The sequence below is a fragment of the Pelagibius marinus genome, from assembly GCF_014925385.1.
GTDB classification, from domain to species: Bacteria; Pseudomonadota; Alphaproteobacteria; order Kiloniellales; family Kiloniellaceae; genus Pelagibius; species Pelagibius marinus.
In genome coordinates this window covers 243,625-258,819 of record NZ_JACSDK010000010.1, presented here as the reverse complement: position 1 = coordinate 258,819, position 15,195 = coordinate 243,625, and the positions used below count along the sequence as shown (strand labels likewise).

The 15,195-nt window shown below is 67.6% G+C and carries 14 protein-coding genes and 2 tRNA genes; 6 read left to right on the top strand and 10 right to left on the bottom strand.

Annotation, left to right across the window (positions count from 1 at the left end):
• The first annotated feature begins 8 nt into the window (after positions 1-8).
• Positions 9-803: an exodeoxyribonuclease III gene (locus tag H7X47_RS13410; protein ID WP_193369190.1), complete on the top strand. Its 795-nt coding sequence runs from the start codon at positions 9-11 to the stop codon at positions 801-803.
• A gap of 15 nt (positions 804-818) precedes the next feature.
• Positions 819-1,598, top strand: a complete 780-nt coding sequence (locus tag H7X47_RS13405) for a rhomboid family intramembrane serine protease (RefSeq protein ID WP_193369189.1) — start codon at positions 819-821, stop codon at positions 1,596-1,598.
• 7 nt (positions 1,599-1,605) lie between these two features.
• Here the strand turns inward: H7X47_RS13405 and H7X47_RS13400 are convergent, their stop codons facing one another.
• The 9 genes from H7X47_RS13400 to H7X47_RS13360 all read right to left on the bottom strand — a co-directional run bounded on the left by H7X47_RS13400 (position 1,606) and on the right by H7X47_RS13360 (position 13,214).
• Positions 1,606-2,214: a PilZ domain-containing protein gene (locus H7X47_RS13400; RefSeq protein ID WP_193369188.1), complete on the bottom strand. Its 609-nt coding sequence runs from the start codon at positions 2,212-2,214 to the stop codon at positions 1,606-1,608.
• A gap of 231 nt (positions 2,215-2,445) precedes the next feature.
• The gene (locus H7X47_RS13395) at positions 2,446-3,969 is read right to left on the bottom strand and encodes a M81 family metallopeptidase (protein WP_193369187.1); all 1,524 of its coding nucleotides are present in this window, start codon (positions 3,967-3,969) and stop codon (positions 2,446-2,448) included.
• Positions 3,970-3,991: 22 nt separating this feature from the next.
• Positions 3,992-5,725, bottom strand: coding sequence for a dihydroxy-acid dehydratase (gene ilvD, locus H7X47_RS13390; protein ID WP_193369186.1), 1,734 nt, complete (start codon positions 5,723-5,725; stop codon positions 3,992-3,994).
• Between the two features lie 173 nt (positions 5,726-5,898).
• On the bottom strand, positions 5,899-6,516 hold the full coding sequence (locus H7X47_RS13385) for a biotin transporter BioY (RefSeq protein WP_227010451.1): 618 nt from the start codon (positions 6,514-6,516) through the stop codon (positions 5,899-5,901).
• A gap of 63 nt (positions 6,517-6,579) precedes the next feature.
• Positions 6,580-7,026 carry a DUF6314 family protein gene (locus H7X47_RS13380; protein ID WP_193369185.1) on the bottom strand — a complete coding sequence of 149 codons (447 nt, stop codon included), beginning with the start codon at positions 7,024-7,026 and terminating at the stop codon, positions 6,580-6,582.
• Positions 7,027-7,043: 17 nt separating this feature from the next.
• Entirely contained in the window at positions 7,044-9,728 is a 2,685-nt protein-coding gene (locus H7X47_RS13375; RefSeq protein WP_193369184.1) for a valine--tRNA ligase, read from the bottom strand.
• Between the two features lie 198 nt (positions 9,729-9,926).
• On the bottom strand, positions 9,927-10,838 hold the full coding sequence (locus tag H7X47_RS26605; protein ID WP_193369183.1) for a DUF2497 domain-containing protein: 912 nt from the start codon (positions 10,836-10,838) through the stop codon (positions 9,927-9,929).
• 137 nt (positions 10,839-10,975) lie between these two features.
• Complete coding sequence (locus H7X47_RS13365) at positions 10,976-12,412, bottom strand: TolC family outer membrane protein (RefSeq protein WP_227010450.1); 1,437 nt, start codon at positions 12,410-12,412, stop codon at positions 10,976-10,978.
• A gap of 145 nt (positions 12,413-12,557) precedes the next feature.
• Positions 12,558-13,214 (bottom strand): protein-L-isoaspartate O-methyltransferase family protein, encoded by a 657-nt coding sequence (locus H7X47_RS13360; protein ID WP_193369182.1) that lies wholly within the window; start codon positions 13,212-13,214, stop codon positions 12,558-12,560.
• A gap of 175 nt (positions 13,215-13,389) precedes the next feature.
• Here H7X47_RS13360 and H7X47_RS13355 point away from each other — a divergent pair.
• Positions 13,390-13,463 (top strand) — tRNA-Cys (locus H7X47_RS13355).
• A gap of 41 nt (positions 13,464-13,504) precedes the next feature.
• Here H7X47_RS13355 and H7X47_RS13350 read toward each other — a convergent pair.
• Positions 13,505-13,648: a hypothetical protein gene (locus H7X47_RS13350; protein ID WP_193369181.1), complete on the bottom strand. Its 144-nt coding sequence runs from the start codon at positions 13,646-13,648 to the stop codon at positions 13,505-13,507.
• Positions 13,649-13,740: 92 nt separating this feature from the next.
• On the opposite strand from H7X47_RS13350, the gene H7X47_RS13345 reads away from it, so the two are divergent.
• The 3 genes from H7X47_RS13345 (at position 13,741) to H7X47_RS13335 (ending at position 15,103) form a co-directional block, all read left to right on the top strand.
• On the top strand, positions 13,741-14,091 hold the full coding sequence (locus tag H7X47_RS13345) for a hypothetical protein (protein ID WP_193369180.1): 351 nt from the start codon (positions 13,741-13,743) through the stop codon (positions 14,089-14,091).
• Positions 14,092-14,232: 141 nt separating this feature from the next.
• Positions 14,233-14,308, top strand: a tRNA-Asn gene (locus H7X47_RS13340).
• Positions 14,309-14,596: 288 nt separating this feature from the next.
• A complete protein-coding gene (locus tag H7X47_RS13335; protein WP_193369179.1) occupies positions 14,597-15,103 on the top strand; it encodes a hypothetical protein in 507 nt (168 codons plus the stop codon).
• Positions 15,104-15,195: the final 92 nt, after the last annotated feature.

The window sequence follows — 15,195 nt, the reverse complement described above, 5'->3', positions numbered from 1 at the left end:
TTGTCGCGATGACAAGCATCGCCACCTGGAACGTCAATTCCATCAAGGCGCGCCTGCCCAACGTGCTGGACTGGCTGAAGTCGGCCAAGCCGGACGTGGTGCTGCTGCAGGAGTTGAAGTGCATCGACGACAACTTCCCGCGCCTGGAGATCGAGGAGCTGGGCTACAACGTCGCGACCCACGGCCAGAAGACCTACAACGGCGTCGCCATCCTCTCCAAGACGCCGCTGGGAGACGTCATGGTCGGCCTGCCCGGCGATAAGAAGGACGAGCAGGCCCGTTACGTGGAAGCGACCATCGGCGACCTGCGCGTCGCCTCGATCTATCTGCCCAACGGCAACCCCATCAAGACCGAGAAGTTCGACTACAAGCTGGCCTGGATGGAGCGGCTCATCAAACACGCCGAAGGCCTGTTGGCCAGCGAGCAGCCGGTGGTGCTGGGCGGCGACTACAACGTCATCCCCCAGGACGAGGACGTGTACAGTCCGGCCGCCTTCGCCGGCGACGCCCTCGCCCAGCCGGAAAGCCGCAGCCGCTTCCGCACCCTCTTGAACCTGGGCTTCACTGACGCCCTGCGCGCCCTGCACCGCGAGCCGCACCTCTACACCTTCTGGGACTACCAGGGCGGCGGCTGGCAGAACGACCACGGCCTGCGCATCGACCACTTCCTGCTGTCGCCCCAGGCCGCCGACCGGCTGGAGGCCTGCGAAGTTGACCGCGAACCGCGCGGCAAGGCCAAGGCTTCCGACCACACGCCGGTGGTCTGCCGGCTCAGGGATGTGGTCGGGCGCGACCCCGGCTGATCTGCCGGGCCGCCCATGCCCTTCATTCCGCTGCACGACACCACGCCGCGCTACCTGATCGCGCGGCCCTGGACCACCTGGGCGCTGATCGTCGTCTCCGCGCTGGCCTATTTCGGCCAGGTCTCGGGTCCGCCGGAGTCCAACCTGCAGCTCATCTACGGCCTGGGCGTGATCCCCGCGACCCTGCTGGGCAGCGCCGAACTCGCCCCCGGCCTCAAGCTGGTCGACCCGCTGCTGACCCTCATCAGCTACCAGTTCCTGCACGGCGGGTTCGCCCACCTGGGCGGCAATATGCTCTATCTCTGGGTCTTCGGCGATAACGTCGAGGACGCCATGGGCCACGGCCGCTTTCTGATCTTCTACCTGGCCTGCGGCGTGGCCGCGGCCCTGACCCAGGTCGCCGTCGAGCCCACCGCGGCCGCGCCGCTGATCGGCGCCAGCGGCGCCATCTCCGGGGTCCTGGGCGCCTACCTGATCCTGCACCCGCGCGCCCGGGTGCTGGTGCCGATCGGCTTCATCCCGCTCTACCTGCCGGCCTGGCTGCTGCTGATTTTCTGGTTCGGATTTCAGTTCTTCGCCGCCTTCGGCGGGCCCTCGGCGCAGAACGTCGGCTGGTGGGCGCACATCGGCGGCTTCGTCGCCGGGCTGCTGCTGATCTTCGTCTTTCGCTACAGGGCGGTGCCGCTGTTCGGCCTGGGTGATCCGCCGGGCGGCGTGACGCTGAGGCGCGGCGCCACGTGGCAGCGTCGCGACAACTCGGAGTCATCGAGAAAGAAGCGCGGCTTCCGGAAATAGGCCCGCGTCAGGCCGAAGCCTTGATGGCCGGCAGCAGGTCACCGAGGATGCGGGCGATCTCGGCCGGCTCCGCCTTGAACTGCAGGCCGACCACACGGCCGCGCTGCCACATCACGGTGGCTTCCAGGCCGTCGAAGCGGTCGCCGAACAGCGTGACGCTGCCCGAGCAGTCGTGCTGCTGGCTCAGCGCCACCTTGGCTCCGCCCAGCGACATGTTGAGGATGGTGCAGTCCATCTGGCCGGGACCGCCTTTCAGGGTTCCGGGCCACAGCACCGAGCGGCGCAGGTAGCGGCGGCGCCCCTCATCGTCGCCCATCTGGGCGAGCAGTTCCTGAAAGACCGAGTCCTGGGTTTCCGGGTCGCCCTGGAAGCGCAGATCGGCGTAGTCGCCGTCGCTGTCCACGACGCGGCAGGAAAGCTGGCCGAAGCCTTCGATCGACAGGAAGACCTCTTTGGCCTCCTGCAGTTTGCCCTCCTGACACTCCCCCCCAAAACGGACTTGGGCACCCTTGCGCGACAGCTGAACCACCATGCAGTCCAGCGTCTCGGCGCCGTATTGCAGCTTGCCCGGCTGGTCCAGGGCAACCTGTTGTTCAACTAGAGTCAGTTCTACCATCGCAGCCACCTGCCAAGGCCCCCGCCTCGTTGTCCCCGGGGCCCCATCTCCCCGAATCAAAGGTGCCCGGGCCCGACACCCGGTCCTGATCACTTCCGCAGGATTAAGTATTGCGCCGGTCTGTTAACAAGTGGCGAAGAGCGCAAATCGCTGCAAATGCTTGGAAAATAGCCCGCCAGAGGTCCCGGATTCCGGGGCTTTCCGGGGGCGCGGCAACGGCCGCCGAGGGGCCTATTCGGCCGCTGCCGGGTCCGCCGGGGTGAAGACCGGGCCGCAGGGCATGATCCTGAGGCCGGGACGCAGGCGGCGGAAGGCCAGCTCGCGGTTGTCGAGAACCACCGGCCCCGGAGAGACCACCACCAGCACAGCCTCCGAGAGCGGCTGGAAATCGGCGCGGAAGTGGACCGAGGACTTGAGCGCCAGGATCTTCTGCGCCGCCGGCTCGATGTCCAGGTGGCGCAGCATGGCCTGGTCGGCGAGCTGCACCTTGGCCGAAGCCACGGCCACCTTCACGCCGTCCTTCTCCAGCAGCGCCGTGGGGCCCAGCTTCATGTGAGCGCCCTTGTAGAAAGGGCCGGTGCCGGTGCACTGGCCGTCGCCGAGACGCAGCACCTTGAAGGTCGCCTCGTAGGGCGCGTCGCCCGGCACCCCGGAGCGGCCGCCGAGGGCCAGCGCGACCTCGGCTCCCTCGCCCGCCGCATGCGCGGCTTCCGCCGCGGCGGGGTCGTAGAGGTTGGCCAGCACCGCGCCCTCCGCCCGCTCCTCGATGAGGGCGCGCAGCAGGCCCGTGGTGTCGGAGTTGGCGCCGCCACCGGCATTGTCCTGGGCGTCGGCCAGCACCACCGGCTTGTCGGTATGGCGGGCGATGCGCATGGCCTCGCGCACCGCCTCGGCCGGCTGCAGCGCCTCCAGCGCGAAGGCGGACTCGCGCTCGATGGCGGCCTCGTAAAGGTTGGCCGCCGCTGCGTCGGCGGCTTCCTGGGAGGTGCCGTAGGCGACCAGCGAGGCGCCGGCGCCGGGAAAGTCCGCCGGGCAGAAGCCGCAGGCGAAGGAGACGCCGGTGACGCCCGGCTCCTGGGCCAGCAGCTTCACCTCGCGGTAGACCTCCTTGGCCGGGCCCTCGTAGGTGCAGCCGCTGGTCAGCGGGATCATGAAAGGCATCTGCCGGAAGGCCTTGAAGCGCCCGCCCTCACCCTTCAGCAAGGCATCGAGGTGCTGGGCGCAGCGCCGCCCGGTAGCGGCCATGTCGACGTGCGGATAGGTGCGGTAGATGTCCAGGCAGTCGGACAGTTCGACCATCTCCGCCGTCACGTTGGCGTGCAGGTCGAGGCTCACCACCAGCGGCAGGTCGGGGCCGACCAGGTCACGCACCCGGCGCAGCAGCTCGCCTTCGCCGTCGTCGACATGCTCGGCCACCATGGCGCCGTGCAGATCGAGGTAGAGCGCGTCCAGATCCTTCAGCGCCGCCAGGTCTTCCAGCAGCATGGCGGCGATGCGCTCGTAGGCGTCCTCGGTCACATGGGCCGAGGGCGTGGCGTTGGTCCAGGTGAGCGGCAGCAGCTCATGGCCCTGCGCCCTGGCCGCCTCGACGAAGCCGGCCACCGGGATGTTGATCCCGGCGATGGCGTCGAACAGGGCCGCGCCGCGGGTCAGCCCGGGCCAGGCGCCGGGCTTCAGGAAGTCGTCATAGGTCGCCTTCGACGGGGCGAAGGTGTTGGTCTCGTGCTGGAAACCGCCGAAGGCGATGCGGGCCATGATCCCTGACTCTTCCCTGTCCTCAGATGTCCGCGTAGACGTGGGTCTCGGCCTTGCCGCCCGGATGGGTGACGGCGCCCTTGTAGGCCGGCCCCACGGTCGCGGCATAGCGCCAGATGGCGCCCGACTGATAATCGTGCTCGCGCGGCTGCCACTTCTCGCGGCGCTTGGCGAGCTCCTCGTCGGAGAGCTCGACCTCGATGGTGCCCGCCTCGGCGTCGATGACGATGATGTCGCCGTTCTCCAACAGGCCGATGGGGCCGCCGACCGCGGCCTCGGGGCCGACGTGGCCGATGCAGAAGCCGCGCGTGGCGCCGGAGAAGCGGCCGTCGGTGATGAGCGCCACCTTGTCGCCCATGCCCTGGCCGTAGATCGCCGAGGTGGTGGAGAGCATCTCGCGCATGCCCGGGCCGCCCTTGGGGCCCTCGTAGCGGATGACCAGCACCTCGCCTTCCTTGTAGTCACGCGCCTCGACGGCGTGGAAGGCGTCCTCCTCGCAGTCGAAGACGCGGGCGGTGCCGCGGAACTTCTGGTTCTTCATGCCGGCCACCTTCACGATGGCGCCCTCCGGCGCCAGGTTGCCGCACAGCCCGACCACGCCGCCGGTCGGCGTGATGGGATCGGAACAGGGCCGCACGACGTCCTGGTCGCTCGGCAGGGTGACGCCTTCGAGCTGCTGCTCGATGGTCTTGCCGGTGACGGTGACGCAGTCGCCGTGCAGGTAGCCGCCGTCCAGGAGGGCGCGCATGATGACCTGCACGCCGCCGACCTCGAAAAGGTCCTTGGCGACGTAGCGGCCGCCGGGCTTCAGGTCGGCGATGTAGGGGGTGGAGCGGAAGATATCCGCCACCGCCTGCAGGTCGAAGTCGATGCCCGCCTCGTGGGCGATGGCCGGCAGGTGCAGGCCGGCGTTGGTCGAGCCGCCGGAGCAGGCCACGACACGCGCGGCGTTCTCCAGCGCCTTGCGGGTGACGATGTCGCGCGGGCGGATGCCCTGGGCCAGCGCCTGCATCACCGCATGGCCCGAGGCCTCGGCGTAAGCGTCGCGGGACTCGTAGGGCGCCGGGGCGCCGGCCGAGCCGGGCAGCGCCAGGCCGATGGCCTCCGACACGCAGGCCATGGTGTTGGCGGTGAACTGGCCGCCGCAGGAGCCGGCGGAGGGACAGGCCGCGCATTCGACGGCGTGCAGTTCCTCGTCGGACATATTGCCGGCGGAGTGCGCACCCACCGCCTCGAAGACGTCCTGCACGGTGATGTCCTTGCCCTTGTAGCGGCCCGGCAGGATGGAGCCGCCGTACATGAAGACCGAGGGCACGTTGAGGCGCACCATGGCCATCATCATGCCGGGCAGCGACTTGTCGCAGCCGGCCAGCCCCACCAGGGCGTCGTAGCAGTGGCCGCGCATGGTCAGCTCGACGGAATCGGCGATCAGGTCGCGGCTGACCAGGGAGGACTTCATGCCCTGGTGGCCCATGGCGATGCCGTCGGTGACGGTGATGGTGCAGAACTCGCGCGGGGTGCCGGCGGCGGCCTTGACGCCGCGCTTGACCGACTGGGCCTGGCGCGACAGCGAGATGTTGCAGGGCGCGGCCTCGTTCCAGCAGGTCGCCACGCCGACGAAGGGCTGGGCGATCTCCTCTTCCGTCATCCCCATCGCGTAGTAGTAGGAGCGATGCGGCGCGCTTTCCGGGCCGACCGAGACGTAGCGGCTCGGCAGCTTGGATTTGTCGAAGGTCGGCTTGGAATCGAGTGGCATGATCGAACGCTCCCTCTGAGATCCCTTGGTTTTCTTGGTGATTTAGCGCGGAGAATAGCGGGCGCGCCCGGGCGCCACCACCGCGAAATACGAATGCCGCTATGCGCCCAGCTGGAAACGGGAAAGGGCCGGCTAAGCCGGCCCTTTCAAGGGACTGTCCTGGGCCTTGAGCGTCAGCCGCGCTTGGCGAGCAGCTTCCAGGCCAGCGGCAGGCTGGCGGCCACCAGGGCCAGCTTCAGCACATCGCCGGGGATGAAGGGGATGAGGCCCCACTCCAGGATCGGCTTGTCCCAGCCGAAGAGCACGCCCAGCCACAAGAGGCCCGGCACGTAGAGGATGACGTTGCCGGCCAGCATGGCCAGGGCCGCGGTGACCACGCTGCGGTCCCAGCCGCGCTCGGCCAGCCAGCCGCAGGCCGCCGCCGCCAGCACATAGCCGGCGAGGTAGCCGCCGGTGGGGCCGGCCATGTAGGCCAGGCCGATGCCCTTTTCCGGGGTGCCGGCGAAGACCGGCAGGCCCATGGCGCCCTCGGCCAGATAGAGGATCACGGTGGCCGCGCCCAGGCGCCAGCCGAAGGCCATGCCGATGGCCAGTACGCCGAAGGTGCCCATGGTGACCGGCACCGGATAGAAGGGCACCTGGATCTTGGCGCAGGCCCAGAGGAACAGGGAGCCGGCAACTGCCAGCAAGGAAGCCCGCAGCAGGCCGTTCATCTGCGCCAGTTTGCCCTGGCTGGGCCACAGCGCCGCCGCCAGGGTGTCGTGGCGCGCCTGCAGGTCGATCATGGTCATTTTATGCCGTCCCCTTCATGCCAATGGTGTCCAATGGTGTCTTGAGCGTATTCGCTGCCCCTCTTACAGCGCCCGGCGATAGGTGCTGTCAAGTGTCAGGTCTTTGCGCGGCCCCGTGACATGCCAGATCACGCGCCAGGTATCGGCGTCCAGAACCGAGAATTCGCCCTGGTAGCGGTCCGGGTCGCAGAGGTGCGTGCAGGCCCAGGTGCCACTGGACAGATCGAGATCATGGAAGAAGCGGCCGTCGCGGAAGTGGACCGTCGCGCGATCCAGCGCGGGAAAGCTGTAGCGGTAGGACTGTTCGGCCGGCCCCACATGCTCGCCGATCGTCAGGCGGCCTTCCTCGCGGTAAAGCAGGTCCCCCTCCAGCGGCGCGAAGAGCGCCTGGCCGCTGAGCCGGCCCTGCTGGCCGGCCCGGCGATCGTCGAGCCGCCGCTCCAGGGCCCAAGAGCCTTGAAGAAACTCCTTCAAATCACTGATCTGAAAGAAATTTTCTGCAGACTCCACAGCTGTGCTCCACCGGGTTATGCAGAGGCGAGACGCTCCAGGGCGCTCTGCAGCTTGGTCATGGTCTGCTGGCTGTCGGCCAGGCGCTCACGCTGCTCGGCCACCACGTCTTCAGGCGCCTTCGCGAGGAACTGCTCGTTGGAAAGCTTCTTGTCGAGCTTGGTGATCTCGCCCTTCAGCTTGTCCATCTCCTTCTTCAGCCGCGCCTGCTCCTGGTCCAGGTCGATGACCTCGGCCAGCGGCAGCACCAGCGAGCATTCGTCCAGCACGTCCTGCACCGAGCCCTGGGGCACCGGCTGGTCGAAGGTGATGGTCTCGACCCGCGCCAGGGTCTTGATCAGCGCCTCGTGGTCGCCGATCCGGGCCTTGGACCCGGCCGAAGCGTCATTGACGATGAGGGCGATTCGCGCGCCCGGCGGCACGTTCATCTCCGAGCGCACGGCGCGGATCTGGCCGATCATGCGCACCACCCAGCCCAGCGTCGCATCGGCCTCGGCGTCGGTGAGGCTCTCGGCGAAGACCGGCCAGGCCGAGGTGATCATGAGACTGCTGTCGCCCTCCCCGGTCTGCTGCCACAGCTCCTCGGTCAGGAACGGCATGATCGGGTGCAGCAGGAAGAGCGCCTGGTGCAGCACCCACTGGGCGGAGGCGCGGGTCTCGGCCTTGGCCGCGGCGTCTTCGCCCTGCAGCAGCGGCTTGGCGAACTCCAGGTACCAGTCGCAGTAGGTGTTCCAGATGAACTGGTAAAGCGCCTGGGCCGCCTCGTTGAAGCGGTAGTCCTCGATGGCGCGGCGCACCTTGGGTTCGGTCTGGGCCAGCTGGCTGACGATCCAGCGGTTGACGCGCTGGCTGTTGGCGGCGGGATCGAAGTCGGCGTCGTAGCGGCACTCGTTCATCTCGTTGAAGCGCGCCGCGTTCCAGATCTTGGTGCAGAAGTTGCGGTAGCCCTCGATGCGGCTTTCCGCCAGCTTCACGTCGCGCCCCTGGGCGGCCAGGGCGGTCAGGGTGAAGCGCACGGCGTCGGCGCCGAACTTCTCGATCAGGTCCAGGGGATCCAGCACGTTGCCCTTGGACTTCGACATCTTCTGCCCCTTCTCGTCGCGCACCAGGGCATGGATGTAGACGGTGTGGAAGGGCACCTTGCCGTCCATGAAGTGCAGGCTCGACATCATCATGCGCGCAACCCAGAAGAAGATGATGTCGAAGCCGGTGACCAGCACGTCGCCGGGGTAGTAGCGCTTCAGGGCCTCGGTCTCCTCCGGCCAGCCCAGCGTCGAGAAGGGCCAGAGCGCGGAGGAGAACCAGGTGTCCAGCACGTCGCTGTCGCGGGTCAGTTCCACCGCCTTGCCGTAGTGCTGCTCGGCCAGGCCAGCCGCCTCGGCCTCGTCGTGGGCGACGAAGACCTCGCCGTCGGGCCCGTACCAGGCCGGCACCTGGTGGCCCCACCACAGCTGGCGCGAGATGCACCAGGGCTGGATGTTACGCATCCACTCGTAGTAGGTCTTCTCCCACTGCTTGGGCACGAAGACGGTCTCGCCCTGCTCCACCGCGGCGATGGCGGGCTTGGCCAGCTCGGCCGCGTTCACGTACCACTGGTCGGTCAGGTAGGGCTCGATGGCCACGTGGGAGCGGTCGCCGTGCGGCACCATGTGACGGTGGTCGTCGACCTTCTCCAGCAGGCCCTCGGCCTCCATGTCGGCGACGATCTTCTTGCGGGCGTCGAAGCGGTCGAGGCCACGGTAGGCCTCCGGCACGCCGTCGTTCAGGCGCGCGTCGCGGTCGAAGACGTTGATCATCTCCAGATCGTGGCGCTTGCCGACCTCGAAGTCGTTGAAGTCGTGCGCCGGGGTGATCTTCACCGCGCCCGAGCCCTGCTCCGGGTCGGCGTAGTCGTCGGCGACGATGGGGATGCGCCGGCCGACCAGCGGCAGGATGGCGTGCTTGCCGACCAGGTCCTTGTAGCGCTCGTCGTCCGGATGCACGGCCACGGCGGTGTCGCCCAGCATGGTCTCCGGGCGGGTCGTCGCCACGGTGATGAAGCGGCCCTCTTCCCCTTCGATGGGGTAGCGGAAGTGCCAGAGGTGGCCGTTCATTTCCTTCTGCTCGACCTCCAGGTCGGAGATCGCGGTATGGAAGCGCGGGTCCCAGTTCACCAGGCGCTTGTCGCGGTAAATCAGGCCCTCGCGGTAGAGGGTCACGAAGACCTTCAGCACCGCCTCGGAGAGGCCCTCGTCCATGGTGAAGCGCTCGCGCTGCCAGTCGCAGGAGGCGCCCAGGCGGCGCAGCTGCTTCAGGATGGTGCCGCCGGACTGGTCGCGCCACTTCCAGACCCGCTCGATGAACTCCTCGCGGCCGATGTGCTTGGTGTTGCCGAGGGCCAGCGGCAGGCCGCGGTCCAGCTCGATGCCTTCCTCGCCCAGCTGGCGCTCGACCACCATCTGGGTGGCGATGCCGGCATGGTCGGTGCCCGGCTGCCACAGCACGTCCTTGCCCTGCATGCGCTGGTAGCGGACCAGGATGTCCTGGATGGTGTTGTTCAGCGCATGACCCATGTGCAGGCTGCCCGTCACGTTGGGCGGCGGGATCATGATGGTGAAGGGTTCCTTGGTGGCGTCGAACTTGGCCGAAAAGGCGTCCGCGGCCTCCCAACGGGAATACTGCCGATCCTCGACCTCGTCGGGCCGATAGGTCTTATCCAGCATTGCTGGCGGTCCTCTTGAACTGTCGCTTTGGCGCGCCCCCGGCTGCGAGAAATGGCGGGAACGCTCGATTTAGCGGAGGGGTCTAACAGATGGCAGGCGACAGCGCCATAGCAACAGGCCGCTACCCGGTCAGATCACCTCTCTGGCGAGGGCTCTGACCGCCCGGTATGCCGTGATTTTGACGGGTTTCCGGGGAGCCTACTGATCCTCGGCGCGTCGTACCATCTTGCGGATCTCCTCGCGAACAATGCGTTCTACCAAATCGGGGAGATTCTCGTCCAGCCAGCCCTTCAGTTCCGGGGCCAGGGACTCGCGCACCAGTTCCTCGAGGGTCCGCCCGCCGCCGATGGCGATGGCATCGCCCTCGCGGTTGGCCATGGCGGCCTTGCTGATCGCGGCCAGGGAGGCCGTGGCGGTCGCGGCGGTTTCCGCCGAGACATACTCGCTGCCGCCATCGGCCGGCGCCAATTCCTGGCCCAGGGAGGCCTCGCTGGGCGCCTCCTCGGCCGTGATTTCCTCGGCAGGCTCCTCCGCGGCCCCTTCAAAGGCAGCGTCTTCTTCCGCAGCCGCCTCGGCCGGAGCCTCCTCCGCTTCCGCGGATTCCATGGGCTTCAGCAGTTCTTCGGCGGGCTCCTCGTCGTCCGGCGCGGCTTCGGTCTCCTCGTCGGGCGCCGCAGCTTCCTCAACAGGGGCTTCCTCACCCTGGGCCTGCTCTGCCGGGGCTTCTTCCTCGGCAGGCGCGGCGGCCTCTTCGGCGGCCACCTCAGGCTCGGGCTCGGGCTCGGCTTCGGGCTCGGATGCTGCCGCCTCGGCAGCGGCCTCGGCCTCCTTCTGGGCGGCCAGATCGACGACGCTGCCGTCCTCGGTGACCATCTTGGTCAGGTCGAGAATATTGTCAGCCCCTTCGGCCCCGGACTCGGCGACCGGCGGCGGGGCAGCAGCCGGGGCCTGCTCCGGCGCCGGCGCGGCGGGCGCAGGCGCAGCCTCTGCCGCCGGGGCCGCGCCCTCGGCGGGCTTGCCCTCTTCGGTCTCGTCCTCGGAGATAATTCGGCGGATGGAGGCGAGAATTTCCTCCATCGTCGGTTCGTTTTGCGCTTCCGGCTCGCTCATACCACTCCGGCCACTCAGTCTCCAAAAGCCCAGGCCGCCTCTTCACGGCAAGGGTCTTGTAACATTGGATAACCGGAAAGCGGAAATTTTCTGTTAACCAAACCACCGCCCGGCTGGGCGGTTTTTGGGGCCGAACCCTACTGTTCGCCGGTCAAACCGCCCTGGAAGCTCTCGACATCGGAGCCCGGCGCGTCCAGGCCGAACCACTTGTCGCGCACCGCGTTATAGTCGGATTCCGGGTCGTAGATGGCCGTATTGAGCCCCAGACTACTGGCTGTCATACGTCCGATGGCGCTGAAGACTTGGTAGGTGGCGACGATCTCGTCACGCTGTGCGCTGACCAGGCTGACCTGCGCGTCCAGCAGTTCCTGCTCGGCGTCCAACACGTCCAGAACCGTACGCGCACCCACGGCGTTCTCCTGGCGTACGCCCTCCAGGGCGATTTCATTGGCCCGCACGCTCTGCTCCAGGGCGCTGATCTGGGCCCGCGCGGTGAGCAGGCTCTCCCAGGCCGACGTCGCGTCTTCGCGGGCCTGGCGGAGCGCTTCGCGGACCAGGAGCCGGCGCTGGCTGGCCACCTGCTTGGATTCCCGGACCCGGCTGGAAACCGAGCCCTGCTGGTAGAGCGGCACCGAGACAATGGCCAGCACCTCGGCGCTGGTGCTCTCGCTGGTCCGCGAGGAGCGCTCGTGCTGGTAGCCGACCGAGCCCTGCAGATTGATTGTCGGCAGCAGTTCGCCCTCGACCTCACGGACCGAGCGCAGCGCCGCGAGCTCGTCGTAGTTGGTCGCCCGGACGTTGGGGTTATTGCTCTCGGCGGCGCTGACCACGTCATCCAGGGTCCTGGGCAGTTCCGCCGGCAGGGCGGGCTGATCCAGGCGCTGCGGGTAGATGCCGATCACGTTCTCGAAGGTGGCGCGGCTGGACGAGAGGTTGCCCTCCGCGCCGATGCGGTCGGCCGTCGCGCTGGACAGGCGGCTTTCCGACTGGGCCACGTCGGTGCGGGTCAGTTCGCCGACGTCGAAGCGGTCCTGGGTCGCCTCCAGCTGGCGGGCCAGCACCTGCTCGTTGTTCACGTTGAGCGTCAGGACCGACTGGTCGCGCCAGACGTCGGCATAGGCCGTCACGGCGCTGAGCAGCACGTCCTGCTCCGTCGACTCCAGCCGCGCGCGTTCGGCCAGCACCTGGTTTTCGGCCCGATCGGTCCCGGCGACGGTCCGCCCGCCGCGGTAGAGCGGCTGGGTCAGCACCAGTTCGCCGCTGGCCGGGCTGCGGCCATCGTCGTCACCGGTCGGGCGGATGTTGTCGTCATAGGCCTTGCCGCCTCTGCCTTCCAGCTCCACCAGCGGACGCCAACCGGAGAGTGCCTGCGGCACGCTTTCATTGGTGGCGCGCAACTGGGCGCGCGCCGCGCTCAACGTGGGATTGGACTGGTAGGTCTGGATCAGCGCCTCGTTCAGAGTCTGCGCCGCCGCCGGCGCCGTGCCGAGGCCACCCAGGATCACCACGCCATGAATTGCAACCAGAGCCCCTGCAAAAGCGCGCCCCTGCCGCGCTGCTTTCATCGATCGCATGCGTACGCTTCCCCAATTTGCGAATGAGATCCACCGGCCCGCCGCGAAGCCGGCCCGATTCCTTACTTGAGCCGCAACGGGCCACTCTTCAAGTACGCGCCGTGCGGCGGGCTCATCCCCGAAACCCCGCCGCCCGAAAACGGCCTTAAAAGACGAAGCCGACCTCACGCTCGAAGCCCGGCAGCAACGGCGTCGCGGCGTCGAAGAGAACCCGGGCGGAAAAGCTGTCGCCCGAACGCTGGACCAGCGTGCCGCGGCCGATGCCGGCCTCGTCGCAGACCACCGCCGCCAGGCGGCCGCCGTCACTCAGCTGCCGCTTGACCGTATCCGGCACCGCGCTGACCGCGCCTTGAAAGACGATAACGTTGTAGGGCGCCTGCTTCTGGTAACCGACGTTCAGCGCCCCTTCGACGACCACAGCGTTGTCGACATCAAGCGCATTCAGCGTCCGATTCGCTTCGTCCATGAGCTGACGGTCGCTCTCGACGCCAACCACCGTCTCGGAAAGCTGGGCCAGGACCGCGGTGGAGTAGCCCGTGGCGCAGCCGACATCCAGGGTGATATCACCGGGCTGGGGGCCGGCGGCCTGCAGCAGGCGGGCCAGGACCATGGGCTCCATCAGATAGCGCCCGGCCGCCACCTCGAGATCCTCGTCAATATAGGCGATGCCGCGCTTCGCCTGGTCGACGAAAAGCTCCCGCGGGACGGCTTCGAAGGCCGCGATAATCCGCTGGTCCGTCACCTTGTTGGTGCGGATCTGGCTCTCTACCATATTGAGGCGTGCTGCTGCGAAATCCGTCATGTCACTTATCGTCGCTCTGGCCGTTCGCTCTGCTGCGGCCTAAAGGCCGATACGGCTTTGGTTTATAAACGCCCAAGCGCTCGAAAACAACGCAGCAGAACCCCCCGTCACCCGGGTCGCGCAGTCAGCTTGACCCGAGCCGGAGCCGGAAGTATAGCTTCGCCCCTCCACCGACGGCCCGGTGGGAGAGTGGTCATCCAGAGGATTGCAAATCCTTGCACGCCGGTTCGATTCCGGCCCGGGCCTCCACCTTTCTTCTTCTCGATCAGGGCCCGCGACGGCGACCGCCGCTAGCGTGCCATGGCCAACAGCAGGCTGTACCAGCCGTAGCCCACCGCCGAAAAGAAGAAGGCAAAGGTGCCGAGCGCCGCCACGGCGCTGACCAGACGTTCCCACCTTGGCGGCTGAAAGCCGTTCATCTCCGAACTGTACATCTTGTATCTCCCCAGAACGGGCACCCCGCCGGGGCACCGATGACGTTGAGGACGAAGCTTAGGGCGGCTTCTGGAGAAGTCAAGAACAAATCATGAACATTATGATCAATCCCTGCGGTTGCCGGTGCCCCGTCCCTGCCCTTAAACTGCCTGGAGATCGGATCCAACTGTCCGCCGAACACTCGGCGTCAGGCGACGGCCCGTCGAAAATCAGCCGCCGCAGCGCCGCTGCTAAGCCGGATCAGCACGCGGGAGCCAAGGCCATCCGCCAAGACATTCTCGTCTGCCTGCCCGAGCACCTGCACCCGGTGAGCCAGATGTTCCTGGAGAACTGGCTGGCCGGCGAGATGACCACGGCCGAGTTTCTGCGCTGGTTTCACATGCCTAACTCCGCCTACCTGCCGGTCGCGAAATGCGTCCTGGCGGTGGTTGCCGGGGCCTGAAGCGAGGGCTCCCCGGGCCGGCAGGCCCGCCGGGCCAAGCTGTGATTTTTCTGCTGCAAAAACTTTGCAGCGCCGCGAGCGGTTTGATATAACCCCGCTTCGCCGCGCCGGGTCCACCCGGCAAAGCCGATCATATCCTGATCCGCGGTAGCTCAGTTGGTAGAGCGGGTGGCTGTTAACCACCATGTCGCAGGTTCGAGTCCTGCCCGCGGAGCCATTCAGAAAAGGGCCCAGGCCGCATGGCCGGGGCCCTTTTCCTTTCCCGCGGCGCCCCTCGATCTTGCCGCAGGCTCACAGCGCGTCCCAATCCGGACCCTGCGCAGACTGCGCAAAGTCTCCGGGGCCCCTCAGGCCCCGACCGGGTGACGCCTTGCAGCAGAGCGGCCCCCCGCCTGGTCCGATCCAACGGGCGCGCCCGAGCGACGCCGAGGGCATCGCCGCACGGCGGCATGCGCCGGGCCTGCGACAGGCGACCTCTTTCAACAGCCGACGACGTTGATGCCTCTTGAAGAACGACTTCGATTTGCTCGAAGATGCGCGGCGGCAGCAACCGCCGTCGAGTCGCATGCCCCACTGGGGGATGGGCCGGCGACAAGGAAGCGACCGTAGTGATCCGTGTGAAGTATTCCGCCTCAACCAGCTCGTCCAAGAGACACTAGGAGCAATCAGGGGGACCTGCATGGCAACCAAACGTACCGCCGCGAAGAAGACCGGCGCCAAGAAGATCGCCGCGAAGAAAACGGCCGCCAAGCGCAGCAAGGCGGCCAAGGCCGGCGCCCTTAAAAGCGAAGTGAAGAAGAAGGCCGCGGCCAAGAAGACCGGCGCCAAAAAGATCGCCGCGAAGAAGACGGCCGCCAAGCGCAGCAAGGCGGCCAAGGCCGGCGCCGTGAAGAGCGAAGTGAAGAAGAAGGCCGCGGCCAAGAAGGCCGGCGCCAAGAAGATCGCGGCGAGCAAGCGGGCAGCGCAAAAGGCTGCCGTGCGCAAGGCCGCGCGCAAGGCTGCCTCGAAGTAATCGAGGGCCGGCCGGGCGAACAGCCAAGCCAGGATTCTTCAGCAGGTTGCTGCGCGGACAGCCACCGCATGCCTACGCCGGCAACCTGCGAA